The 24,958-nt window shown below is 44.4% G+C and carries 17 protein-coding genes and 1 tRNA gene; 6 read left to right on the plus strand and 12 right to left on the minus strand.

All coding sequences use genetic code 11. The features are described from left to right. Positions 1 to 232: 232 nt before the first annotated feature. From GO493_RS30050 to GO493_RS30080, 7 genes are all read right to left on the minus strand, one after another. Positions 233 to 589, minus strand: a complete 357-nt coding sequence (locus GO493_RS30050) for a hypothetical protein (protein WP_157309946.1) — start codon at positions 587 to 589, stop codon at positions 233 to 235. 125 nt (positions 590 to 714) lie between these two features. Further along, positions 715 to 1,239 carry a GNAT family N-acetyltransferase gene (locus tag GO493_RS30055; protein WP_157309947.1) on the minus strand — a complete coding sequence of 175 codons (525 nt, stop codon included), beginning with the start codon at positions 1,237 to 1,239 and terminating at the stop codon, positions 715 to 717. Between the two features lie 389 nt (positions 1,240 to 1,628). Continuing rightward, positions 1,629 to 1,712, minus strand: a tRNA-Leu gene (locus GO493_RS30060). Positions 1,713 to 1,786: 74 nt separating this feature from the next. Next, positions 1,787 to 4,195 carry a S9 family peptidase gene (locus GO493_RS30065; protein WP_157309948.1) on the minus strand — a complete coding sequence of 803 codons (2,409 nt, stop codon included), beginning with the start codon at positions 4,193 to 4,195 and terminating at the stop codon, positions 1,787 to 1,789. Positions 4,196 to 4,291: 96 nt separating this feature from the next. After that, positions 4,292 to 4,747, minus strand: a complete 456-nt coding sequence (locus GO493_RS30070; protein ID WP_157309949.1) for a YybH family protein — start codon at positions 4,745 to 4,747, stop codon at positions 4,292 to 4,294. A gap of 48 nt (positions 4,748 to 4,795) precedes the next feature. After that, positions 4,796 to 5,614: a helix-turn-helix transcriptional regulator gene (locus tag GO493_RS30075; protein WP_157309950.1), complete on the minus strand. Its 819-nt coding sequence runs from the start codon at positions 5,612 to 5,614 to the stop codon at positions 4,796 to 4,798. Between the two features lie 2 nt (positions 5,615 to 5,616). Beyond that, positions 5,617 to 8,193, minus strand: a complete 2,577-nt coding sequence (locus tag GO493_RS30080) for a BamA/TamA family outer membrane protein (RefSeq protein ID WP_157309951.1) — start codon at positions 8,191 to 8,193, stop codon at positions 5,617 to 5,619. Positions 8,194 to 8,414: 221 nt separating this feature from the next. Here GO493_RS30080 and GO493_RS30085 point away from each other — a divergent pair, with 221 nt between their 5' ends. Continuing rightward, the gene (locus tag GO493_RS30085) at positions 8,415 to 9,272 is read left to right on the plus strand and encodes a hypothetical protein (protein ID WP_198315871.1); all 858 of its coding nucleotides are present in this window, start codon (positions 8,415 to 8,417) and stop codon (positions 9,270 to 9,272) included. A gap of 69 nt (positions 9,273 to 9,341) precedes the next feature. Here the strand turns inward: GO493_RS30085 and GO493_RS30090 are convergent, their stop codons facing one another. Further along, positions 9,342 to 9,788: a carboxymuconolactone decarboxylase family protein gene (locus GO493_RS30090; protein WP_157309952.1), complete on the minus strand. Its 447-nt coding sequence runs from the start codon at positions 9,786 to 9,788 to the stop codon at positions 9,342 to 9,344. A gap of 172 nt (positions 9,789 to 9,960) precedes the next feature. On the opposite strand from GO493_RS30090, the gene GO493_RS30095 reads away from it, so the two are divergent. From GO493_RS30095 to GO493_RS30105, 3 genes are read left to right on the plus strand one after another with little or no spacing between them, the layout of a single operon-like run. Beyond that, positions 9,961 to 11,697 (plus strand): hypothetical protein, encoded by a 1,737-nt coding sequence (locus GO493_RS30095; RefSeq protein WP_157309953.1) that lies wholly within the window; start codon positions 9,961 to 9,963, stop codon positions 11,695 to 11,697. A 5-nt stretch (positions 11,698 to 11,702) separates the two neighbouring features. After that, positions 11,703 to 12,074 (plus strand): hypothetical protein, encoded by a 372-nt coding sequence (locus GO493_RS30100; protein ID WP_157309954.1) that lies wholly within the window; start codon positions 11,703 to 11,705, stop codon positions 12,072 to 12,074. A 10-nt stretch (positions 12,075 to 12,084) separates the two neighbouring features. After that, a complete protein-coding gene (locus tag GO493_RS30105) occupies positions 12,085 to 14,568 on the plus strand; it encodes an Hsp70 family protein (protein ID WP_157309955.1) in 2,484 nt (827 codons plus the stop codon). A gap of 61 nt (positions 14,569 to 14,629) precedes the next feature. Here GO493_RS30105 and GO493_RS30110 read toward each other — a convergent pair whose 3' ends face one another. Beyond that, a complete protein-coding gene (locus GO493_RS30110; RefSeq protein ID WP_157309956.1) occupies positions 14,630 to 15,001 on the minus strand; it encodes a hypothetical protein in 372 nt (123 codons plus the stop codon). A 382-nt stretch (positions 15,002 to 15,383) separates the two neighbouring features. Between GO493_RS30110 and GO493_RS30115 the strand changes: the two genes are divergently transcribed. Both GO493_RS30115 and GO493_RS30120 read left to right on the plus strand, forming a co-directional pair. After that, positions 15,384 to 16,520, plus strand: coding sequence for a TlpA disulfide reductase family protein (locus tag GO493_RS30115; RefSeq protein WP_157309957.1), 1,137 nt, complete (start codon positions 15,384 to 15,386; stop codon positions 16,518 to 16,520). Positions 16,521 to 16,811: 291 nt separating this feature from the next. Beyond that, complete coding sequence (locus GO493_RS30120; RefSeq protein ID WP_157309958.1) at positions 16,812 to 19,013, plus strand: hypothetical protein; 2,202 nt, start codon at positions 16,812 to 16,814, stop codon at positions 19,011 to 19,013. An 88-nt stretch (positions 19,014 to 19,101) separates the two neighbouring features. Here GO493_RS30120 and GO493_RS30125 read toward each other — a convergent pair whose 3' ends face one another. From GO493_RS30125 to GO493_RS30135, 3 genes are read right to left on the minus strand one after another with little or no spacing between them, the layout of a single operon-like run. Continuing rightward, positions 19,102 to 20,514 (minus strand): efflux transporter outer membrane subunit, encoded by a 1,413-nt coding sequence (locus GO493_RS30125; RefSeq protein ID WP_157309959.1) that lies wholly within the window; start codon positions 20,512 to 20,514, stop codon positions 19,102 to 19,104. Between the two features lie 5 nt (positions 20,515 to 20,519). Next, a complete protein-coding gene (locus tag GO493_RS30130; RefSeq protein WP_157309960.1) occupies positions 20,520 to 23,669 on the minus strand; it encodes an efflux RND transporter permease subunit in 3,150 nt (1,049 codons plus the stop codon). A 25-nt stretch (positions 23,670 to 23,694) separates the two neighbouring features. Beyond that, a complete protein-coding gene (locus tag GO493_RS30135; protein WP_157309961.1) occupies positions 23,695 to 24,840 on the minus strand; it encodes an efflux RND transporter periplasmic adaptor subunit in 1,146 nt (381 codons plus the stop codon). Positions 24,841 to 24,958 lie beyond the last annotated feature (118 nt).

Consider the following 24,958-nt stretch of genomic DNA (forward strand, 5'->3'; position numbering starts at 1 on the left):
AATGATGGGTGAAATTTATAGCTTCATATACTCCAATCCTAGTAATATTAGGGTGGGGTTACCATCAGCGGAATGAGGGGGTACCATGTTCCGGTATGGGGGGATACCATACTCCGGAATCTACATTTGGTGCCCTACTTAAGAGAATTATCGAACCAGGAGATAGAGGGATTTAGTTTAATTTATAAGCTTAAGCCCATAATTTGTCTCATAAAGACTGCTTTTATATAATTCAAAAAGAATCCAGACCATCCGTCTCTTCACTGCGAATTCCATAGGGTACGTCGTTGCTCGTATAGCCTGCGATGAATGTGAATTCTCCATTACTTATATCATCCGAGGGATTAGCTGCCGCGGCTTTAGCCTCCCGCTTTTTCTTCCTTTGCAAGCTGCGGTCAGCAATGGAGCGTTTAACGGCTAATTCGTATTCCTCAGGTACCGGGGAACCCAACATGCGTAATTCAGTGATGGCGCAAATCAAATCAACGGAGAAATAGCGGGCATAACCGCGGACCAGATTTTTTCCAGTATAGGCGCTTATCCATTGTGGTGCCAGTTTCAGGCGTTTCGTTCTGTTGAGGGTTTTCATTGTTCTTTAGCAATAATAGAAACACTATCTCGATTCTTTTGTCACTTGATCAATGAACAAATGAAGTCTTCTTAATTCTCTTCTCCCTGTTCTAGTATTTGTGGGGTATTGGGAGAGCTAATCCGTCATAAGATTTTTAGCATAATAACCATTTCTTTGTATTCTTCTTTAATAAATGGGTAATCTAAAACTGTCTCATTTTTGATGGTGAAGCCTTGCTTTTGATAAAAAGCTTCAGCCTTGCTTCCTTTCATTGCCTTTAGCCAAACGATTTTCTTTTCTCGTTGTTTGGCAAAGTTTGTAACCATGAAAAGTGTTGCTTTACCAAGACCACGCCCTGAAGCGACTTTTAAGAAATAGATCCGCTCCAACTCTAACGCTTCTTTTGCCGTATACTCATCAATACTTTTATCAACGTTCAGCTTTACTATTCCCACTGGTGTTTTGTCAAGATTCACAAGGAAGAAAATGGAATTTGCATTCTCTATTTCTTTCGACAACTGCTCATGACTTAAATTTGTTTCCATGTATTGCTTACCGCCATCGTGCCACAAATGTGTATAGTGCTCCTGATAGGATTGAACAGCTATGTCAATTAATTGCGGAGTATCATCTTTCGAACAAATCCTGTATTCTATTTCTTCTGTCATTGAAATTAATTACGAGGTTATATTTCATTTTCAAATCTACTAAAAATGGCCCTTTTAATAAGTTTGTCAAAAAGGACGTCGATGCTATGATAGCGTTTATTGACATCTTCCAAATAGGAACTCAAGATATAGGTCCGGCTTTTTCACCTAATTACTATAGAAAGTAAGGCAGAGGCAATTTAAAATTCTTAGTTGGAAATTCAATTTTCAATCAATATCAAAAGTCACAATATTGTTAGCGGTAGGTTTACCCGCACCAGGAATCGAACCGTATAAACTATTGTTTTACAAAGATTTGAACTTTTAATGGCAAAATAAGCAGCCCAGAAAGGATCTTGACCACCTTAAAAAGCAAAAGGTCAGAGACATCTCCGACCTTTCCGCTTTAGTGCCCAGAACTGGATTCGAACCAGCACACCCTTGCGAGCGCTGCGACCTGAACACAGTGCGTCTACCAATTTCGCCATCTGGGCATCATTTTCCGTGTCAGGGAGTGCAAATGTAGGAACTTTTTTAAATTGGACAAATTTTTTTCTAAAAGATGGAATTATTTTCCATTTGCATGCTTCACGTACTTATCCAACCACTGGTCCATTTCCCATAACATATGCAGAATATTCTCCTTCGCAGCGTAACCATGGCTTTCAAAAGGCAGGAATACCAGTCTTGCGGTACCGCCATTTCCCTTAATAGCATTGTACAGGCGCTCACTCTGCATTGGGAAAGTACCTGAGTTATTATCTGCCTCTCCGTGGATCATGAGGATGGGAGTTTTAAGATGGTCAGCTTTTGAAAAGGGAGACATTTTGTAATATACCTCCGGCGCCTGCCAGTAAGTGCGTTGTTCATTCTGAAAACCGAATGGCGTTAGTGTGCGGTTATAAGCACCGCTACGTGCAATACCTGCTTTGAACAGGGAAGTATTGGCCAGCAGGTTGGCAGTCATGAATGCACCATAGGAATGACCACCAACGGCTACACGGGAGCTGTCGCCTATTCCCATACCGGTGATCTTTTCAATAGCAGCCTCTGCGTTCATGATCAGCTGAGGCATGAAGTTATCGTTCGGGGCCTGTTCTCCCTCTCCTACTATCGGCATTTCTGTAGCGTCCATTACAGCATATCCTTCTGTTGCCCAGAAAATGGGAGAACCGTAGCCTACCCTTATAAAACGGTACTGTGATCCTCTCACCTGTGCAGCATCACTGGCGGATTTATACTCCTTCGGATAAGCCCACATTAATACAGGCAGCCTGCCGTCTTTAGCTGCATCATAACCAGCAGGAAGGTACAGCATGGCTGTCAGGTCCACACCATCCTTACGCTTATACTTCAGCTGCATTTTCTGTAACTGTTGTACCTGTGGCAAAGGGTTTGCAAAAGATGTCAGCTGCATGGTTTTCTTTTTCTTCAGATCCTGCAGGAAATAATTGGGTGGCTCTGTATTAGATTCCCTGCTGATCACAAATTGCAGATTGGCAGGATCTGTGACCTTCGACACTGATTCATAAAAAGGAGGCGTAGAACGCCAGAGTATTTTACTCTTGCCTGTCTGCAGGTTGAATCGCGACAGGAAAGGTTTATCGCCTTCCGGAGATGCGCCGTCGCCCGTCATCAGAAGCTCGTTTGAAGGGGAGATATACAGTACTTTCCTGTCATACTGGTTAGTGGTAAGAACGGGCTCTCCCGGGTCGTTATAGCCGTCTGTAGCAGAGCGTTTGATAACCGGTACCGGTATCTGGGTCAGATCAGATGGATTGATCCTGCTGATCTGCAGCTGCTGGGTACTGCGTAGGCCCTCTCCTACCAGGGCTAATCTGTCATTTCCCCAGGTTATCCTGTTAAAGCGCATAGTTGTATTCACCAGCGTTACCGGCAGGGTATTGAAGGGGGCCGCCAGCATATAAACAGCGTCCCTAAAGGCGACTTTCTTTGCCGGATCGCCGCCATCCAGCGCTTCTATCCAGTAAACAGTGGCGGCAGCATCTGCCCTCCAGTCAAACTGCCTTGGATATGGAGAAGTAGCGTCAAATCCTTTGGGGCGTATTTCGTCCAATGGTTTCTGTGCTAACTCCTTTACTTTATGACCGGTGCTGTCCCATATTTCTATAGTGGCAGGAAAGCGGTCTGCCGGTACCAGGTAGGAATATGGCTTGCGTAGTTTTATTGCCAGGAAATAATGTTTGTCAGGGGATGGAGCAATGTATGTATAGAGAGCCGCTTCCCCGATGGATTGTTCTCCGGAAGCAGTGATGATGACCGGTTCACTCTGGAAATAATAGGTGAACAGTTCTTCATCAAAAGGATTTTTCAGCAGATCCTGGTAGGTAGCTGCGGGTGCGGCTTTTCCGCTTGTCTGCTGTACGGTAGGGCCATCCGGCGCGACCGGTTTTTCAGGCGCTTTTCCTAAACCTGCAGGTACCATCTGTACTAATAGTTTATCGTCTCCCAGCCAGCTATAAGGCGTTCCCCATGTACAATTGACAGGGCGTTTGCTCAACTGTTCTGCTTTGCCGGTAGCAACATCCACAGCCCATAAAGTAATACCGCCGGTTACAGCTACTGTAAAGCCTACCTTTTTGCCTGAGGGCGACCACTGTATATTGGCGATCCGCGCACCTTCCGGCAATCCGGTTACCGGCAGCTGTTGCTGGTTACCTGTTTTTTTAATGGTAATACCGGTAAAGTAAAAACCCCTGCTGGGACCAAAATTGGCAGGGTTGATACGCATACCGGCCAGCTTTAACTCCGGCTGTGCCAATTCCTCTACAGAAGGGAAACTGCGGGGCTGTACAATTAATATTACATTCCCCTTTTGCCCGATTGATACCGACGGGGACGGTTGCGCAAGCGCTATCGCTGCTATGCCTGCGGAAGGCATCTGGTATTTCAGTGCATCCTGTGCAAATACGGTGCATGAAATAAGCAGGGATAAGGATAACATCAATTTTCGCATATAGACCTGTTGTAACGTTGAGTTTCCAAAATATAAAAAAAATGAGAAAACCGCCCGATCACCTCAGGCAGTCTTCTCTATTTCAGGTTAGAACAGCTATTTTGATAAATGATTGCTACTGAAAGAATCTCTGAACATCTTCCATCCTTTATCTGTTTTCTTCCACAACACCAGGAATTTCCCGTCATCGAACATTACATTATCAGCATCGAACGACTGCCACAATCCAACTTCTGTGACATATTCTTCACCATCTCCGAATACATCTGTGGTGATAAACTTTCCGTTCCGTAAACCTATCTTGTAATAGGCGGTACGAAAAAACTCCAGCGCAGCTTCAGGGCCGCATATAGCTGGCTGTCCCGGCGGCATAATACAGCAATCAGCCGCATACCTGTCAATAAAAATGGAGGAATCTCCTTTGACAAAGGCCTGGAAATAGATCTCATTACTGGCAGCAATGGCTTTTCTTGCTTCCTGTAGCTTTGTATCCTTTGTATTGCATCCTGCAATCAACAGGCTGCCTAGCAGTATGAATAAATGCGTTTTCATACTGTAAAAGTAGGTCGGGCAGTAAAAGTAAAATTGTACAAAAAGGAACTAATCAGGTTTTACCAATACATCATTGAATGGATAAGTATTAGCAGCATAAGAAGCTGGGGCTATTCCTGTAAATGCTTTAAACTCCCTGATAAAATGCGACTGATCGAAATAACCGCATTCATATGCGATAGATGTTAACGACAGTTCTCCCTGCTGTACCAGTGCCAGGCTGCGCTGAAAACGACCCAGCTTTGCATAATGCTTGGGCGCAACGCCGGTATATTGAAGAAAGAGTTTGTGTATATAACGTGTAGTGAATCTATATTTTCCTGCCAGTTCAGTGATCCTGCTTTCAGCGCCATGGGTTTTCAGATCGTGTACAATACTTCCTACAAGGGCTATCTTATCGTCCTTCCGTTTTACGGTTAACAGCTTTCTCATAAAGAAATGTTCCAGTAATGTGATCCTTTTCCCCAACGCAGTCTCTTCCTGTAACCTGGCATGCAATTCCCTGAATTCCTTTCCCAGCACATCTCCGGTATCATAGATCTGATCATTCAGTTCTCCTATATTTTCATTGAAGAAACAGGCAGCTGTATGCGGATAGAATTTTATACCCAGCATACAGTTCCTTCCCATTGTTCTTACAGCAAGCGGCTGGGTGATCTGCCCCCACAGTTCTATCTGGGGAGTATTCGTGAAAGAGCCGGCCGGCGCAGATTGCCATACAGCATCCCCCAGGTTGAAAATGACTTCCATATTCCCTGCGGGGAATACCACATCGTCCAGCGTAAATCCTGCTGCTGACTCAAAAATATAATAGCATTGAATGTAAGGCCTCAGCGCCTCTCCCGGAATGAATTCACGATATTTCATGATCAGAACCGATAACCTATGGTCAGATAGTTAATTGATCCTTCTTCGGAATATCCTTTGGATACCTGCAGCAATATCAGCTCATTGGGAATAATGTAGATACCTGCACCGTAACCGTTATGCCATTTTGAGGATGTTTCTCCCGGCATCCACACCCTGCCCACATCATCCAGTCCTATAACACCAATTGAACCAGGCAAAAGGTACGAATTAAAATCAAGGAGTTTTAAACGCAGCTCGAAGTTATTATACAACATGGTTTTACCGGAAAAGCGCCAGGTATGATATCCTCTCAGTGTTTGCGGGCCACCCAGCTTCAGCAGCTGGAAATATGCGGGGTCTCCTACGGTAGTGCCGGCTCCTGTACGGTTAGCAATGATCACCACACCATGCTTATCAGGATTGTAATAAAAGCTGAATTCGGATAATATCTGCCCATATTTCCTGCTACCATTAGATACCTGCTGCATAGCATTCACTGTAGTATGCCAGTAAACACCCTGAGATGGAAAGGTTTTATTTATACGGGTGTCCAGCTCAGCTCCGCCAACAAGCCCTGCAAACCACTTTGTCAGGTATATTTCTTCTTCAGGCGCCTGTTCATTAAATTCATGCAGGTACTTATTATCATTGTTGGATGCCTTGCTGGTATAGAACTGTCCGCCTACGCCGGCACTTATGGTAAATTGACCATAGGCGTGGCTTAGTCTTACATCTCCCAGGATATAATCATAACGGTTGCGATAGTAGCCTATACGTTTATCTCCTTCATTCACAAAGTTGCTTTCGTTCCCTATGCCAAAGAAATTGCTGACATTGTTTGGTCCGCGGGACATGAGATTAATATTCAGGTCATAGTCTCCTATCACTTTTTTGATATCGCCGGTGTAAGTGAATATAAAAGATTTCCGGACAATAGAATAATCTACCAGCAGCTGATGCCTGAATGCGTGCGGTTCTTTTCTGAAACCATGTTTGGTATAGGCAAATCCTCCTACCAGGCTTACTCCATAGTCATTATTATAGTGTAGTAGCGTAATGGGTTCAAAACGGTCGTATTGGAAACCCTTCGGGTTAAAAGCATTAACTGTACTGTCTTTTCCTGTACGTATCCTGGCCTGGCTACGGGAGGGTAATATATTGTCCTTGCCGGAACGGTCATACACATACAGTCTTCTTTTATTATTCACAGTGCTGTCTATATGAAAAACGTCTGACCCTCCTCCCCCGATCATCCGGACCTTTACAGAAGATGTAAGCGGCCCCTTCACATGAAATTCATCTTTGCCGTCAAATCCGTACAGGCGGACTTCTTTTGTGACATGAGGATCGAAATTACGCTGGTAAATAATATCGTCACGGGTTGTATCCTTTTTTAACTTGTATATAGTTACGTTCAGCCATCCGTTATCTCCGCTTATTTCAAACCGTTCCCGTTTATCAGATGCCGGTACATCTACATAAATAGAGATGAATTTATAATAAGCTATTGCCTGTTGCTGCAGGTTATTACGACGGGCTATGAGCTTACGGACAATCTCCTCCCCTGAAACATTGTATATCTGTGGCGGCATCCGTTTCACAGCATCGGTAATAACTTGATCTGTGAGATGCTTTTGTACATAACTGATCTGTTCCTGCCAATCCTGTTCACCCAGGCTATTGAGGAAGTAGCGGTCAAAATACCGGGCATTGAAATTCCATCCTTTAATATCTCTTATTTCTTCTTTATAGGGCTGAAATTTTGATTTCAGCCATTGATGAGATACGATCCAGGGGAATATACCGGAGGTCTTATAATATACCTGGTCCCTATCCCGCGGAACAGGTGTGTATTCTGTCTCCTTACCTGTTTTTTTCCTGTCCCATCTCCACTGGTCTTCATGCCTGTCCCAATCGCCCAACAGCATATCCAGCAGCCGGGCTCTCAGCACGATCTGTTGGTTGACAGATACATCATTATCTTCTTTCAGCTTCTCCTGTGCCTTTTCTGTATTATCTGTCTTTGTGGATTCCAGCGGTTCTCTTTCTTCAAACAGGAAGGGCCTGCCTGCAAACTCTTCATTATATTTACCCAATGCGGTGTCTGGAGCCACCACTACTATTTCCGGGTTGGAATGCGGGATGCCCAGGGCTGCTGCCAGTGGAGGTACTGTCATGGCGGCAAAGGGATTGGCAGTAGTGACCTGGTCCTGCAGGATATCTCTGGCTACAGTTTCTTTTAACCGGGGAGGGAGTTGACGTTCGGGATATTTCTGCGCACTTCTCAATACCCATTCCTGTCCTGTGGCGTCCTGTAAGCGAAGCGATCTTGTCTGCAAGCCGCCACCTTCGCGAATAACGGTCAGCCCTCCTTTTTCTTTGCTGAGGTGCACAACCCTGAGCTTTACGGGTATGGCCCATTCTTTCCTGTAGTTCTCCCCGAACAGGATGCGGTGAAGTTTGCTGACCTTATCATACCTGGGAGCAATAGCTATTTCAGCACTGTCAGTTTGCTGAGCGTAAGAAACAGAAGAGGAAAGCAGTATGCAGATTACCGCCGACAGGAAAACGTGGTAGAGAATGCCTCGAAATGCCATTAGGTAATTTATGAAATTTCACGCATAAATAACGAGCTTATAGTCCATATCGATAAACTTTCCGGATTCCAGGTCCTAAATTTCAGTTTGATTATCTGGCCATTATGTAATTGTCTGAATTTTTTTTTATCTGCAGGCAACCTTTTGTTTTAACTCCTCGTATTCACTTTTCAGACACCGGTGCTATAAAATATTTATTTGCTCAATTAAACTTCAGCGTGATGCTATATCAATTCAGATCATTCGTACTGGCCGCAATGGGCGTTATCATTATAGGTGCAACTTCCTGTTCGGACGACGACAATAATCCGACACCAAACACTCCTCCTGCTAAAAATATTCAGGTAGTTGCCAACGCTACATATGGTAATATACTTACCGACAGTGCCGGAAGAACACTTTATTTCTTTTCTATGGACGCTAGTGGCAGTTCCAGTTGTTCAGGCGGCTGTGTTACAGCATGGCCTATATTTTACAAAGAGAATCCAACACTGGACAGCTCTCTGACTGCCTCTGACTTTGGCGTTATTACCCGTGCTGATGGTTCTAAACAAACCACTTACAAAGGATGGCCTTTATATTATTATCAGAGCGATGCCAAAGCTGGTGATATAAAAGGAGAAGCGCTTCAGAATGTATGGTTTGTTGCAAAACCGGACTATACAGTTATGCTGGCCAATACTCAGCTGGTGGGTAACGATGGTGTAAAATACAAAAGCGACTACACTGCCGGCGATGAGATCACACAATATATCACGGATGCTTATGGCAGAACATTGTATGCATTTGCACCTGATAAATTCAACACTAATACATATACGAAAGCGGACCTGAGCAACAATACTGTATGGCCTATGTTTGAAGTATCGGCTATAAAGAATGTGCCGTCCACTCTTAATAAGACATCATTTGCTACTATTACGGTATTTGGCAAAACACAACTGACATTTAAAGGCTGGCCGCTTTATTACTTTGGCGCTGACGCGCAGACAAGAGGCAACACTAAAGGTGTGAGCGTACCTCGCCCTGGTGTATGGCCGATCGTTAACAATAACAGCAGCACAGCTCCACAACCTTGACGATTCACATAACAGGACAGTTAACCTAACTCCAGAGGGCAGACGGCAGGGAATAATCCCTGCCGTATTTTACATTTCCGGCTCCCATTCCAATGCTACGCCAAGCCTGTTCCAGGTATTAATAGCTACAATAGCCATGATGACCTGTGCCGTTTTCTCTTCCCCGAAAAGCGCTACTGCTTTCTCATACAATTCAGCGCTTAACCCATGTGTATGGATTAATGTGATTTCTTCCGTCATTTCGAGTAACAGGCGGTCTTCTTCACTGAATATCCCTTTGGTTTCTTTCCATACACTGACAAGATAGATCCTGTGTTCAGTCTCTCCATATTTCCTGGCAAGGCGGGCATGCATATTCAGGCAAAAGGCGCAGCCATTTATCTGGGAGGCCCTGATCTTTATCAGTTCTTTCTGCAATGGATCTATCTGGCTGGTTCCCATTGCTTTCTCCAGTCCCCTTACCGCTTCATATACGTCGGGGAAAAGGGTCATAATGTTTAGTCGCTGGTTATTCATTGTGCCTTTTTGAAGCCTAAAATATCTTCTTCCCTCGTATTCCGGATAATCCAGACAAAAGAAAAATGGTCATCCACACCAGGAGGCCTGCAGTTAGATACATTTTTTTTATATATAAACCGGTAAAAAGTATATTTTTACAACCGGACGGACAATATTCCCGATTCTACCTATGACCTTCATTAATCCTGTTGAGATACTGGGGTTATCTCACACGCCTGTTAACGCCATAGACAGCAGTGTTATCAGAAAAGCCAAAAAGGCCCTGCTGGCTGAAGTTGAGCTATCTGACGATGGTTATTTTCATTATAGGGGCCAGGCCCTGACCACATCTGACTGTGAAAGATATATAGACGAGCTGGAAGAAAAAGATAAACTGGAATTTTATCATTTCATTGCGGGTAATGAAAAACTGAACAATTTCCTGGCGGGTACTGATAACAGTCTTTTTTCTGCATTCCGGCATGAGAGTATTTACCGCCTTCCGGAGTTCATTTCCTTTATCAGCCCTTACTTTGCTGCGGCGTATGATAAAGCGCTGGTACAGACCTATAAACAGGCAGATCCTGCTGCTTTCAGAGAGATCATATCCACTCCGCCGCTGGTAACGGAGGCAGATATTGACAGGGCTTTTAAAAGCCTGAGAGGCGTCGTTGAAGAGCAGATAGAGGAGTTCATGACACTTACGCAGCAATCCAAAGATAAGCAACTTCCCTTCGGGCCTGCAGAGGCGCCGGAGATTGTACAAAACAAAGTTAGCATAGAAAAGGTGAATGCCTTCCCGGCTTATCTGCATGTACTCCGCACCAGGTTGCTGCGTGAAATGCGTGAGTTTACGGTGTATATGTTCAACAATTACGATTGCCTGGCTATTGCCATCCGGTTGGTAAACTGGATGACGGAATTTAACATGGAAGAAGCTGCCAGGCAAAAACTGGAGGAAGACCTTCAGGCGTTGAACAAAATGATGGCGCAGCAGGTAGACCAGGAGAAATATGGACCGGTGATAGAGGAATACGAGCTTCTGCTGAATGGTATCAGGTCGCAGATAGCGGCTATCAATACACATGCAATTTCATTAGCCACTCTGAGAAACTGGGTGGAGAGCCGTGTTAACATAGAAGCTATTAACCAGCTGCCGGACGATCTGCGGATGATCAGGAACCAGATAGCGCTTGCACTGAATGACCTTGCAGTAGCGGTATGGAATAAACACACCAGTAAAAAAGACTGCTGGAGTTATATTGAAATGGCGGAAAGTATTGTAGCTGTACAACCGGATACACAAAGAATTATCGTCAATACTAAGAGTAAGCTGGAAGAGCTGATGCAGGGAAGCTCCGAAAACTCTTCTGTGGGTCCCTGGGTGATCGGTATTATTATCGCCATTTTCATATTTGCCTTCCTCTCGTCAAGAACGCGGCATTCTTCCAGTTCTTATGACTATTATCAGCCTACTTACCAGCCACCCAAAGCATCCGAAGACAGTAAGATCACTATCGGTTCACTTTCAGAAATAGGCAATACTTCCGGTAGTTATCCTGCAATAGTGACTGTATCCAATATGTCCAGGGAAGATGTGCTGCTTTTCCTGTCTCCGACGGATACCAGCAGGCGGCCTTACCGGCAATATTGCCCTGCAGGATCAGACTATAACAAAGGCCTCGCAGTTGATGCTGGTACTTATGTTATCCAGATTGTGACCGGGAACAAAACAAACCTGAAGCTCATGGAGAACAGCAAACAGAAAAAGCTGCCGCCATCTTTAAAGGTTAAGACATTAGACGAGTTGTACTCCTTTGGTTCTCCTTCCGAACGAGAAATAACCTGGGCTATGATAAAGCTGACGCGAGGCTCAGGTGTTGAGATCAAAGCTAAAATAGAGACCCATTCAATACACACAAAATAAATACAATGAGCGAGCAGATAAAAGTTGCAAAAATCTATCTTGATATGATCAACCAGGTGTTTGAAATTGAAAAAAAAGCTGCCGGACTGCGGGAACCTAATTCAATACAACGGAATGTGAATAGGCTCAGGGAGATGATAGAGCAGGACCTCCTTCCGGCTGCTGCTGAAGGACAACATGGTTTCATTTATCATAATCCGCTTGGGGAAAACTATAACATTACAAGAACAGACTGTGAAGCCAGCATTGCGGGAGAAAGCACAGAGAACCTGGTGATCACTGAAGTGATTAAACCTATAATACGTTACTGCAACGGCCCTGTAAACATTATTGTACAGAAAGCAGTAGTGGTGGTAAAATCAAAGGGCTCACTCTAAAAAATTTACTATGGATAATATGATCAATATAGGTATTGACCTTGGCACAACCAATTCTGCTATTGCACGATTTGCTGATGGCAAGGTACAGGTACTGAACAATCCTGCTGATCCGGGAAGCAATACGCTTCCTTCAGTGGTTGCTTTCCGCGAGGATGCCATCATTACCGGCAGAAAAGCAAAAGAGCTGCTGGAAAAGGATGCAAAGAGTGTAGTGGGTGCATTTAAAAGGAAAATGGGCACTTCGGAAAGTTACTGGATCAATAGCATCAGCAACTTCAAAACACCGGTAGAACTTTCTACATACATATTGAGGGAACTGCGTTCTTTCATGCCTCCCGGCATATCTGTGGATGCTGCGGTGATCACCATTCCGGCTTCATTTGACACCATTCAATCCAATGCTACCAAAGAAGCAGGCAGCCAGGCAGGCTTTGCACAGGTAACCCTGTTGCAGGAACCTGTAGCCGCCAGTCTTGCATACGCCAATATGCACAAGGAACAGGAGCTGGCAGAAGGCAACTGGCTGGTGTATGACCTGGGTGGCGGTACATTTGACATTGCACTTGTAAGGATAAAAGATGGCGAGATGAAAGTGCTGGACCATGAAGGAGATAATTTCCTTGGTGGTACAGACTTTGACAACCTCATTGTAGAAAAGATACTTATCCCTGCTATCTCTGCAAAATACAGTTTCAATAACCTGGAAACGCAGATGAAAAGTGCCAGCGGAAAGTATAATGCACAATATTATATTCTGTTGCAAAAAGCAGAAGAAGCCAAGATACTGCTGTCTTCCAAATCTTCTGTGGAAGTAGTGATAGACGGGATGACAGATGAGAACAACGCTCCTGTTGACTTTGAAGTGACCGTTACACGCGCTGCCTTCAATGAGCTGATCACCCCGCAGATAGATGCAACAATAGGAATGGTGAAGAATATCCTGAGCAGGAATAAACTCCAGGCAAAAGATATACTGTTCACATTGATGGTAGGTGGTTCCACTTATATTCCTTTTGTAAGGCAACGTACAGAAGAATTACTACAGATCCCTATCAACTGTGAAATAGATCCTGTTACAGCAGTTGCTGCCGGCGCAGCCCACTATGCTGCTACCAGGCCTAAACTGACCGGTAACATAAATGTATCCAAGTCAAGTTCCCGTCTTTCTATAAAGACCACTTATGCTAAAACCTCAAAGGAAAAAGAGGAATTGTTCCTGGCAAAAATAACCGGCGACACCACTCATTGCTCTTACAGGATCACCCGTGCTGACGGCGGTTTTGACACAGGTTTGAAGCAGCTCACTGAACGCATCAGTGAATATTTGCCGCTGGTAGAAAATACGTTCAACTATTTCCAGCTTACAGTTCATGACAGAGAAAGCAATACTGTGGAAATGCATTCTGAAATGATAGGCATTAACAGTGCTTTTGGCATTAGCGGTCAGCCGTTGCCGGAAGATATCTGCCTGGAAGTAGATGATGAAGAGAAACCTGGCGAGACCAAACTGCTGCTCATTTTCCAGAAGAACAGCATTCTGCCTTCACGGAAATCGGTAACAAGAACACTTAACAAAAGCATACAGGAAGGTTCTGAAGACAAGATCAGGATCAATGTACTGGAAGGCCCTCACTATGCGCTTCCTGAAGCCAACAAAAGCCTGGGCTACCTGGAAATATCTGCCAGGCAGATATTCAGGGATATTGCAAAGGGGTCGGATATAGAACTGACCTTCAGCATCTCTGAATCCCGGGATCTCACGGTGACGGCCTACCTGAACATGGCAGACCAGGAATTTAAACAAACCTTCACTCCGAAAGAAAGGCATACAACTGTCAGCGCACTGAAACTTGATGTAGATACCCTGGCAAGGAAGCTGGAGAACGAGATCTTTGATACGGCAGAACAGGAAAATCATGAAGTGAGAAAAGAGTTGTCTGTTATCAAAAAAGAGATGGACGTACTGGAAACAGAAACCAAAGATTTAGTGGATGATGATGTTACAGACAAACGCTATCAGCTGGAAGATAAGAAGCGTAAACTGGCACAGGCTATTGACAATGCAACAAGAGATAAACATATTGCTGTACTGCGGAACAAATACTTTAAAATGAAGGGCTGGTGCCTGGAGATCTTAGACCAGCATGGAAGTGAAAACGAAAGGACCCGTTTCTATAATGCTACAAGCGATGAAGCATCGTTCATGTATTCGCAGAGCTCTGTCCGTCTTAAAGAACAAACAGAAGTATTACGGAGTATTATGGGTTCTATTATCTGGAGAACGCCCATTTGTCTGAAAGACCTTTTCCGTCACCTGGTAGACAAATCGCCCGGCATGTCTAACCAGGGTGAGGCGCAGGTATTGATATCGGGTGGCCGCATTGCAATTGAAGCCCGCGACTGGTCAAGGCTTGCAGAGATCAACCAGGACCTGCTGGACCTGTTGCCCAAGTCTGTAAGACAGGATGTGATAGGTAAAGTAGGTTTCTAAATGTTGTATAAAGAAAAATTCCGGGCCAATGGCCCGGAATTTTTATAAAAGGAATTTTCTGTTAAGGTTTAACACCACCTTCAATAACTCCGGTGAGGTTTTTAGATACCAGCTTGTCTGCATCGTAAAAAGAAACAGTAGCCGTATCTTTTATTGAGAACTGGGCCCCTCTGAAATAAATTACTTTCCCTTTAAAATCACTCAACTTCAGCACTTCACCGGTAGTTCCTTTCTGCACCTGTATATAAACGATAGGATGAGGAGCATCTTTGGTAAGATCTGTGTAAAAGGTATAAAAGTAACTTCCGTCTTTCTGATAACCAATCTCGGTAAAAGATTTGTCATCGATCCTTGCATCAACTTCAATAGTACGGAATGAAGACAGCACACCGATTAAAACAGTAAGAAGTAGGTATAAGGCGCTCTTTTTCATAGAATGTCGATTTAAATAATAGTATAGTTTTGTCTTCCTTCGACAATTTAACAATTTATTATATAAATACATAATTTTTATTCATTATGTGAATAAAAGGCTGACCTAAAAAAATTTGAAAAAAAATTTTCAGTCTGTTTATCAGCGACTTGCAATATTTGACTAAGTCATGCGAATTTTGATAAATAACAGAAAATAAATTCATTATAGATTAAGCCGTCCTCCTCCGAAAAATATACTTTAAAAAAATTTTTAACCCTTGTACGCATATTGGGTATTAAATGTTGTCCTATATGCAAAGGGTTCATTCATCCTGATGTCGCGCGATCGTCTTTTTGAATATCCATTGTAATAATTCATGTAACCATAAAGGATAAATTAGATGAACAGAAGTTTAATGTTTCTTGCAGCCTTCTTCATGACAGTGTCAGCAATGGCTCAGACCCGCTGTGAAATCAGGGGGAAGCTCGGGAAACTACAGGCGCCGGCGAAAGTATATATTGGTTATTCTGTTGAAGGCAAGAGTGTGTTTGATTCTGCAGATATTGATAACGGCGCATTTCAAATGGTAGTGCAGGTGCCTTATCCGGTGAATGCACTGTTAACAGTGAGCAGGGATGGTGAAACAAGAAACTATTTCTCGGGCAAGAACATTGCTCATCTTTACCTGGAGCCATCTTCTATCATCTGGCTGGTTTCCGACGAAGATATTGCCAACTATGACTTCGATGGATCAAAATCGCAAACCGACTATAAATCTTATCTCAGCTTTATAGCTGATGCACAGCAGAAGCTGCAGGACCTGACTGCAGAATCAGCAAATGCTATGCAGGGCGACGGTTCTGAGAAAGGGCTGGCAGCAAAAAGAGACTACCTGGAACGTTTCCGTGTAGCAATGGATTACAGGAAACAGAAGATGAAAGAATTTATCCAGCAGCATTCTGACATGTACATCTCTCTGGACATACTGGAAGAATATGCAGGTAACTTCATTGACTATCGTGATGTAGAGCCGCTGTTCAAAGCATTAAGCGCCAGTACTAAAAATTCTGTAAAAGGTAAAGCATTCAACAAAAGACTTACCGAATCAAGGCAGACTGCTGTAGGCGCCGTTGCTCCTGACTTTTCACAGAAAGACCCTCAGGGCAACAAGATCTCTCTTTCGTCTTTCAAAGGAAAATGTGTACTACTCAACTTCTGGGCAAGCTGGTCTTCTATTTCCAGGGTAGAGAACCAGGAACTGAGACAGATAGAAAAAGGATTTAAAGATAAAGACCTGGTAGTGATAAACGTTGCAATGGAGCAGCGTAAAGATACCTGGCTGCAGGCACTGAATGAAGATAAGATGACAGGATATAACACATCAGATCTGAAGTTCATGAACAACGAAGTAGCACAGTTGTATGATGTAACCGCTATTCCGCAGAATGTACTGATAGATGCTTCCGGTAAGATAGTAGCAAGGAATCTGAAAGGAAATGCACTGGAAGAAAAGCTGAACAGCCTTATTGCACAGTAACTACGCGTAACCATGATAAAAGAGAAAAGGCCCGGTTTTCAGAGATCCGGGTCTTTCGTATTTATGTATTTATCTCCCTCTATAATATTCCTGACCGGTTGAACAAAATAGCGTATTAATACGCTATTTTCATTTGATCTGTCCCCATACCTTTGTTAAGAGAATGAAACATATAGTCGAAGCATAAACATAGATACAATACCCCAAAAGCGATTCCACAACACCTCTGTTTACACGCCCGTGATCTGCACAGGGTGATCATTTATTAGTTACCTCAAAAACAAAACAACAATGGAAACAAAAATTCCAAAACTTACGGCGGAACAACTATCCGAATTGGTCTACAACCGTAAGACGTTCCTTCTGAACAGATTCTTTGCGAAAGACCTGAAAGCACAAAGCATTACATACTGGGAAGAGCTGACCTGTGTAGGTTTTAATCCCTACAAGTCCAAACTGGAGGCTGTGATCAGCGTGAAACAATCCACCGGCTACAGCGGCGGGCTTTGCACCAACGGGTCTAAGGAGTATGTACGCTTCTTCGTGGATTTTAAAGATGGCAGCGGGTTCCAGGACATGGGATATACCAGCTTCAAAGTAGCAGATATCTCTGAAGCGCCTCCCGGCCCTCAGCATCCGATCAAGTACATGACAGAGATCTTCATAGATGATGAAAAATACCGTAAGTTCCTCTCCTGTCAGAAAGCTGTTATTCCTACTGTACGTGCCGTATTATCATGGAATACTATTCCCTCTTCCAACCCTGCCATCCCTCCACACTATGGTAATGTGCTGGAAGCAGACATACAGTTAAAACCACGCAGAAGGATTATCTGGGGAGATATCTTCGAAGCATTGCAGGTAAAACAGATCCCCGACATACTGAAAGGCATTAATCTTAAAGAAGAGTTAGATCTGCCTGTACCACCTGTACCCCCCATTGCCCAGTTCTACGAGAGCTACAAACGTGCAAAAGTACCTGATCACCGCACCTTCTATTCTTCTATTGCCCCGCTGATCAGCGATGATAAAAAATTCAAACCGCTTACCAGCTATAATCTGCAACAACTGCAGGAAGTACAGGTTAACATTAAAGCAATAACAGACCTCATCCTCAAGCCTGTAGGACAGGCAGATGTGAGCTTTGAAGAACTGACCTGCGTGGGGCTGAATACTGCACAGGACAGGCTGGGCGCCGTTATAAAGGTTAAAAAATCCAGCGGCTTCAGCGGAGACCTCTGTCATAAAGGTTCCCAGGAACACGTAGCATTCTGGGCAGACTGGAATAATAACGGTTCATATGATCAGTACCTGGGTACTGCCAGCATAACCGTGCATGATATTGACAACATTCCTGCCAATGGGCTTTTCTATTGTGTGGACCTGCCTGTGAATTTTACACAGCACCTGCGGTCATGTACCAACCCTAATATTATACGCGTTCGTGGCGTCCTTTCCTGGCAGTCACTTCCTTCCACTACAGATCCTAATGCTCTTAACACCTGGGGTAACCGTCTGGATGCAGTTGTACAGATCCGTCCAAGCCAGGCAGCGAAAGTAGAAGCGGAACTTACCCATGTTGGCGGTGTGGACAGGGACAGCATAGACCCTGTTACCTTCCTGGTAAATTCTGATACTACCAACCCAACTTCTGATAAAAACCGTCCGTACGGCGGCTGGGTGAGGTTCAATGGTATCATTAACCGCAATGGCTTCAACGGCATCATCAAATATAAGATAGAATACAAGAAATACGGCGCTCCGGACAGCACCTATGCTTCTGTATCTACCAGTGAAACATTCACCATGCTGGACTTTGCTCCTGATCCGAATGTTGAATATCCAGATACACAAACCCCGGCAGACGGATGGTTCATCTACAAAGCCAATCCTGCTATCGGTCTCTATAATGAAACAAATTACCTGGCAGGATGGAGCACCGATGGACTGACAGATGGTAACTATACTATCAGGTTCACGCATACAGATGCACTGAACAATGAACAAGTGGCAGATCTCTTCACGGTGATCATTAACAACACCCACATGACCATCAGCACTACTGCCAATACTTCTGTGGACTTTACCAAAACACTGGACCTGGTAATAGATGGCGGCGACTGTCATTGCTATGATAAAACGGCGACCAACCATACAGTAAATGGTCACCTGAGAGCAGTACACCCCTACTTTGCACACTGGGCTCTGGACCTGCAGCCTACTTCACATACACATGGCACCCTGCCTTCACCATCTGCCCGTTACTACGACAGTGTAGCCGGTCATGGCGACGTAGGAGATCTTGGCAGCATACTGGATGATGGAGACGATAATGCACCATGGAGCGTTGATGTATCTGCAATGGATAATTGTGGTTATACAGTAAGCATCCATGCCTGCACCCGCGTAATACGCAACAGCTCTACCCAGCAGCCATGGTATGGTGTGAAAGCAGTTGGTTTCTCTGTAACAGATAAATGTCCGAATACATAAAACAACCTGCATTCAGTTGAAAACAAAAGGCAGCCCCAAAAGGAGGCTGCCTTTTTTATATATATACACAATAATGGGGTATAACAGTCTATTCAACACCACCACCTAAAGCCCGGTAGAGGTCAGTAACTGCATTCAGTTTCTCCAGCCTGATATTGATCGCTTCCAGGTTATTCTGCAGTGCATTGTTCTGTGCCGTGATCACTTCCAGGTAAGTAGCCATACCACTTCTGTACAGTAACATGGCATCTTTTACCGACTTCTCCAGGGAAGCTGTTTTCTTTTCAACCAGTACCATGCGCTCTGATGCGTGAACTGACCTTGCCATAGCATCTGACACCTCTCCTACAGCCGTCATTACAGATTGCCTAAACTGAAGCGCTGATTTTTTCTGCTCTATCTGCGCTGTTTCATAAGCTGTTCTGAGTGACCGTTTCTGGAAAACCGGCTGGGTAAGACTGGCGCCTACATTCTTTACTAATGAACCGGGCAGGTTAAACCATGTATTAAACTTATAGGAATTAGTTCCAATAGAAGGTGTAAGACTGATAGCAGGATACATGGCTGCTTTGGCCAGGCCTGTTTTTGCATTTGCGGTAACTACCGCATATTCAGCAGCCTTTACATCCGGTCTGCGGCTTAGTAATTGAGCAGGCACGCCAGCAGGGAATACTTCGGCCGGCATCACACCGGTCAGGCTGGCTGTACGCTGAATACTATCCGGATAACTTCCGCATAATATGCTCAAAGCATTCTCCTGCATGGTAATATTCTGCAATGCCAGCGGCACCAATAGCTCAGCCGTTTTCTTCTGTGCCTCTGCCTGCTCTACCGCCAGTGAATTTATCTGCCCGGATTTAAACTGTAATCGTATCATAGATACAGTACTATCTCCCAGTTCAATATTCCGTTCTGCTACTTTCAGCTGCTCATCCAGGGTGAGCAGGTTATAATAGGCCTGTGCCACCTGCACAATGATCCTTGTCTTCAGTGCAGAGAGATTTTCCGTTTGTGCAAAGTAATCTGCACGGGCTCCGTCCTTCTGCATTTTTGTTTTGCCCCAGATGTCTGCCTCCCAGGATACCCTGAGTGTAGCGCTGTAATCGTCCATATAACTTGAACCTGCAAATTGCTGACTTAAGGATCCGTTCAATGAATTTTTGGAGAGCCAGTTCCTGTTGACGCCTACGCTCAATTCTGCCGTGGGTAATAATCCCAGCCTGGCTTGTTTATAAGCAAGGTCTAACTGCTGCATATTCATCATGGCAATGGCAACTTCATTGTTCCTGCTTAAAGCCTTTTCAATTAAGCCAATAAGCTGAGGATCTTTGAAGAAGGTACGCCAGGGTAGCAGTACAGTATCTGCCGTAACGATTGCCTGCTGCCGGTAGTTTGCCGGAATACCAGTATCCGGGCGACTGTATTTCTTACCTACTGCACAGGAAGAGACCAATAATGCCAGACCAAAGTATAGTGTTATGTTATTTTTCAGTAAGTTCATTATTGTCAGTTTATAGATGGGACCATTTTACTTTTACCGGATACTTTCTCCTGCAGGTGCTGGAAGAGCATGTATAGTAACGGGATCACAAATATTCCAAGCACTACACCACTCAGCATGCCCATAGCAGCACTGGTACTGATAGACCGGTTGCCTACAGCGGTTCCTCCTTTTGCAATCATTAACGGTATCATACCTACAATGAATGCCAGTGAGGTCATAATGATAGGACGAAGCCTTGCTTTTGCCCCTTCAAGTGCTGATTCTACAATAGATAACCCCGCGCGTCTTCTTTGTACTGCAAATTCTACGATCAGGATAGCATTCTTGGCCAGCAAACCTACCAGCATGATCAGGCCTACCTGTACATAGATGTTGTTATCCAATCCAACAGCTTTGATACCGGCAAAAGCACCCAGCATACCTGTAGGGATGGAAAGCAATACTGCCAGTGGCAAGAGGTAGCTTTCGTACTGGGCGGCCAGCAGGAAGTAAACAAAGAGTAAACATAATCCGAGGATCATCATTGTCTGGTTACCTGCAGATTTTTCTTCCAGGCTCAGACCGGTCCACTCGTAGCTATAATCAGATGGCAGGGAATTGAGCACACTATTCTCAAGGTTATCCATCAGGGCTCCGTTACTGGTACCTGGCAATCCAACTACACTGATGGTAACAGAATTGTACAGGTTATAACGGTTCACGGATTCGGGACCATACACCTTACGTAAAGACACGATTGACTTTACGGGTACCATTTCATTCCTGTCATTACGAACAAAGATCTCGTTAAAGGCGTCTTCATCTGTTCTGAATACGCCATCTGCTTTTACATTGACCCGGTAGAATTTTCCAAACCTGGAGAAGTTGAGGGATTGATCCCCTGCAAAATAGGTTTGTATAGTATTCAGCATTCCACTTACACTTACCCCCATCTGCTTCGCTTTATCTTCATCCACTTCCAGTTCCAGTTGTGGATAATCCGCACGGAAGGTAGTATAGGCCATTTGTACTCCCGGCTGTTGCATGATCTGCCCTATCACTTTATCTGCCATTGCTTTTAAAGTAGCGGGGTCTTTTCCTGTTCTGTCCTGTAAAACTATCTCTGCACCACTGGTAATTCCATACCCTTCTACAGGCGGCATTCTCAATGCCATGACAGTAGCCTCTTTCACAGATGTCAATCCTTCTGTGATCTGTCCCAGTATAACATCAATGTCTTTTACTTTTCCACGGTCCTTCTTATCTTTCAGTTTCACAAAGCCAAGAGCATAGGAGGGCCCGGAGCTATTGCTCAGGATATTGAACCCGGTAATGCTGGTATTGCTTTCAACGGCTTCTATTCCCTTTATTATCTTATCTATCTTCTCTGCCACTGCAGTAGTACGATCCAGTGCAGCACCCGGAGGAAGACTTACACTATAAATGATCAGGTTATCATCTTCCAGCGGAACAAAGCTTTTAGGAGTTGTCTTCATCATCCAACCTGCAATACCCGCCACTCCCAGCACAAACATTACAGCTAACCATTTCCTGGCAGCCAGGAACCTCACTCCTTTCACGTACCTGCCTGTCAGGTTATTAAACCCGGTATTAAAAGCAGTGAAGAAACGCTGGCTGAAGCCCATCTTCCTGTGTTTTCCGTCATGCCCTTCTGCATGTGTATTTTTCAGCAACAATGCACATAAAGCCGGTGTGAGGGTCAATGCGTTGACAGCAGAAATGATAATAGCAATGGCCAATGTATAGGCGAACTGTTTATAGAATATGCCAGACGAACCGGTCATGAACCCAATGGGAATGAAAACTGCCGACATCACCAGCGTGATGGAAATAACCGCCCCGGTAATTTCACCCATAGCACTATGCGTTGCTTCTTTACCTGTAAGGTTTGTACCTTCCATTTTACTGTGCACAGCTTCGACGACGACAATAGCATCGTCTACCACAATGCCGATGGCCAGTACCAGGGCAAAGAGAGTGAGGATATTAATGGTAAAGCCTAACACCAACAGAAAGAAAAAGGTGCCCACAATGGCTACAGGTACAGCAATGGCTGGTATAATAGTAGAACGGAAGTCCTGCAGGAATAAAAACACAACGATGAATACCAGCACAAATGCTTCGATCAACGTGGATTTTACCTGGGTAGTAGCTTCATCCAACCGGTCTTTTGTACTTACCAGGAAACTGTATCCTATGCCCGGAGGGAAAGACTTTGATAGTTTTTCAATTTCCTTCTTCACTCCTATTTCAATCTCATTGGCATTTGAGCCGGTAGTTTGGAGGATGCCTATAGTTACAGCATTCTTTCCGTTGGAAGTAGAGTAACCGCCATAGGCAATAGAACCAAATTCAATTCTTGCCACATCTTTCAGCCGCAACAGGTTAGGACCGTTATTCTTTACCACGATGTTCTCATATTCTTCCGGCAGGTTCTTCTTTCCTTTATAACGGATCACATATTCCAGGGCAGCATCAGATTCCTCACCTAATTTTCCCGGCGCTGCTTCCAGGCTCTGATCTGCAATGGCCTGGCTTATATCGGCAGGCACCAGTCCTGCGTTAGCCATTTTTCTCGGGTGCAGCCAGATACGCATAGAGTAATCCTTAGCACCGAAAAGCTGTGCCTGACCAACACCCGGTACACGTTTTATCTGGGGAATAAGATTGATATTCGCATAGTTTTGCAGGAAAACCTCATCATATTTACTGTTATCCTCTGTAAAGAGATTAAAGATCATGATCATGCTGTTCTGCTGTTTGGAAGTTGTCAGTCCCATACGTACAACTTCTGCAGGGAGTATAGGTGTAGCCTGTTGCACCCTGTTCTGTACATTCACAGCCGCCTGGTCAGGATCAACAGCCTGCTTAAAGATGATGCTGATTGAAAAAGAGCCATCATTACTGGCGGTGGACCGGATATATTGCATATTCTCCACACCATTGATCTGTTCTTCCAATGGCGTTACCACCGATCGTATCACCGCTTCACTGTTCCCACCCGGATAACTGCCACTTACCATTACAGTGGGAGGCGAAATATCGGGGAACCTGGTTACTGATAACCTTGTAAGGCCAATAATGCCCAGTATGACCAATACCACGGAGATCACCGTAGCTAATACCGGCCTGTCTATTATTCTTTTTAACATACTATAATTTCTTTTAGAAGGGATATCAGTTGGATCTCAATGAATCTGCTGCAATCACTGCCGGCACAACAGGCATACCCTCGCTGAGTACATCTATGTTGTTCAATGCTACTTTGTCGCCTTCCTGCAAACCGGCTTTCACCAGGTAACTGACGCCTGAGCTACCTTCAATTTCCAATGGTTTCATAGCTACTTTATTGCTGTCTGCAAGTGTGAAAACGAAATGCCTGTTCTGTATGTCCTTTACACTGGCCATAGGAACAGTCAGGACAGAAGAGAATGCTTTGTTCAGGATAATACGGGCGGAACCTCCTGAACGTAATAATCTATCCGGGTTCGCGAAAATTGCTTTCAATGCAATACTGCCGGTAGAGCGGTCAATATTTCCACTAGCTGTTTCCAGTCGCCCTTTATGGTCGTATACACTACCATCAGCCATGATCAATGATACCGTATTGCTGTTCGCGTCTGTTTTCCTTTCTTTCATGAATGACAGGTAATCTGCTTCGCTCATGGAGAAATACACGAATACATTACTGATCTCTGATAATGTTGTAAGAGGTGTGGCATCTGCGGGGGTTACCAGGTTGCCTATGCGATTGGGGATCCTTCCGATATAGCCGCTTACGGGCGCCTTTATAACTGTAAAAGCAGCATTGATCTGTGAAGAACCTAATGCAGCTTTTGCCTGCGCAACCTGTGCTGTTGCAGCATCGTAAGAAGCCTGCGCTGTTTTCAGCTGCATATCTGAGACTACCTTACCTTCTACCAGTGGTCTTATTTTTTCCAGCTCAATTTTAGCATTGGCCTGGGCAGCCAAAGCAGACTTCAGCGCCGCCTGGCTGTTGTTCACCTGTTCCTGGTATACATCTCCTTTGATCCTGAAAAGAGATTGCCCTTTACTGACATAATCTCCTTCCTTTACATAGATCTCTTCAAGATACCCTGTCACCTGGGCCTTGATATCCACATTCACACTTCCTTCAATCATTCCCGGGTATTTCTTCTCAACATTTATTGCTGTTGCAGTCACCTTAAAAAAATCTACATTGGCCGGAGGCATTTGTGACGGTTCCTGCTGTCCTCCACCACAGGATTGTATCATTGCAGTTATTGTTACAAACAGCAACCATTTGAAAACATTCTCTGTTCTGGAAATTGTTTTTATCATTTTGCTTGAGATTAATTTTCCGAAGCAAAGGAAATCAAAACAGGAAGGCGGGAAGGACTGAAAATGACTGAAGCGTATTTATTAGTGACTGAAGCGGGTATAGCTGGTCCTGGACCCG

The sequence above is a fragment of the Chitinophaga tropicalis genome (assembly GCF_009758205.1).
GTDB lineage: Bacteria > Bacteroidota > Bacteroidia > Chitinophagales > Chitinophagaceae > Chitinophaga > Chitinophaga tropicalis.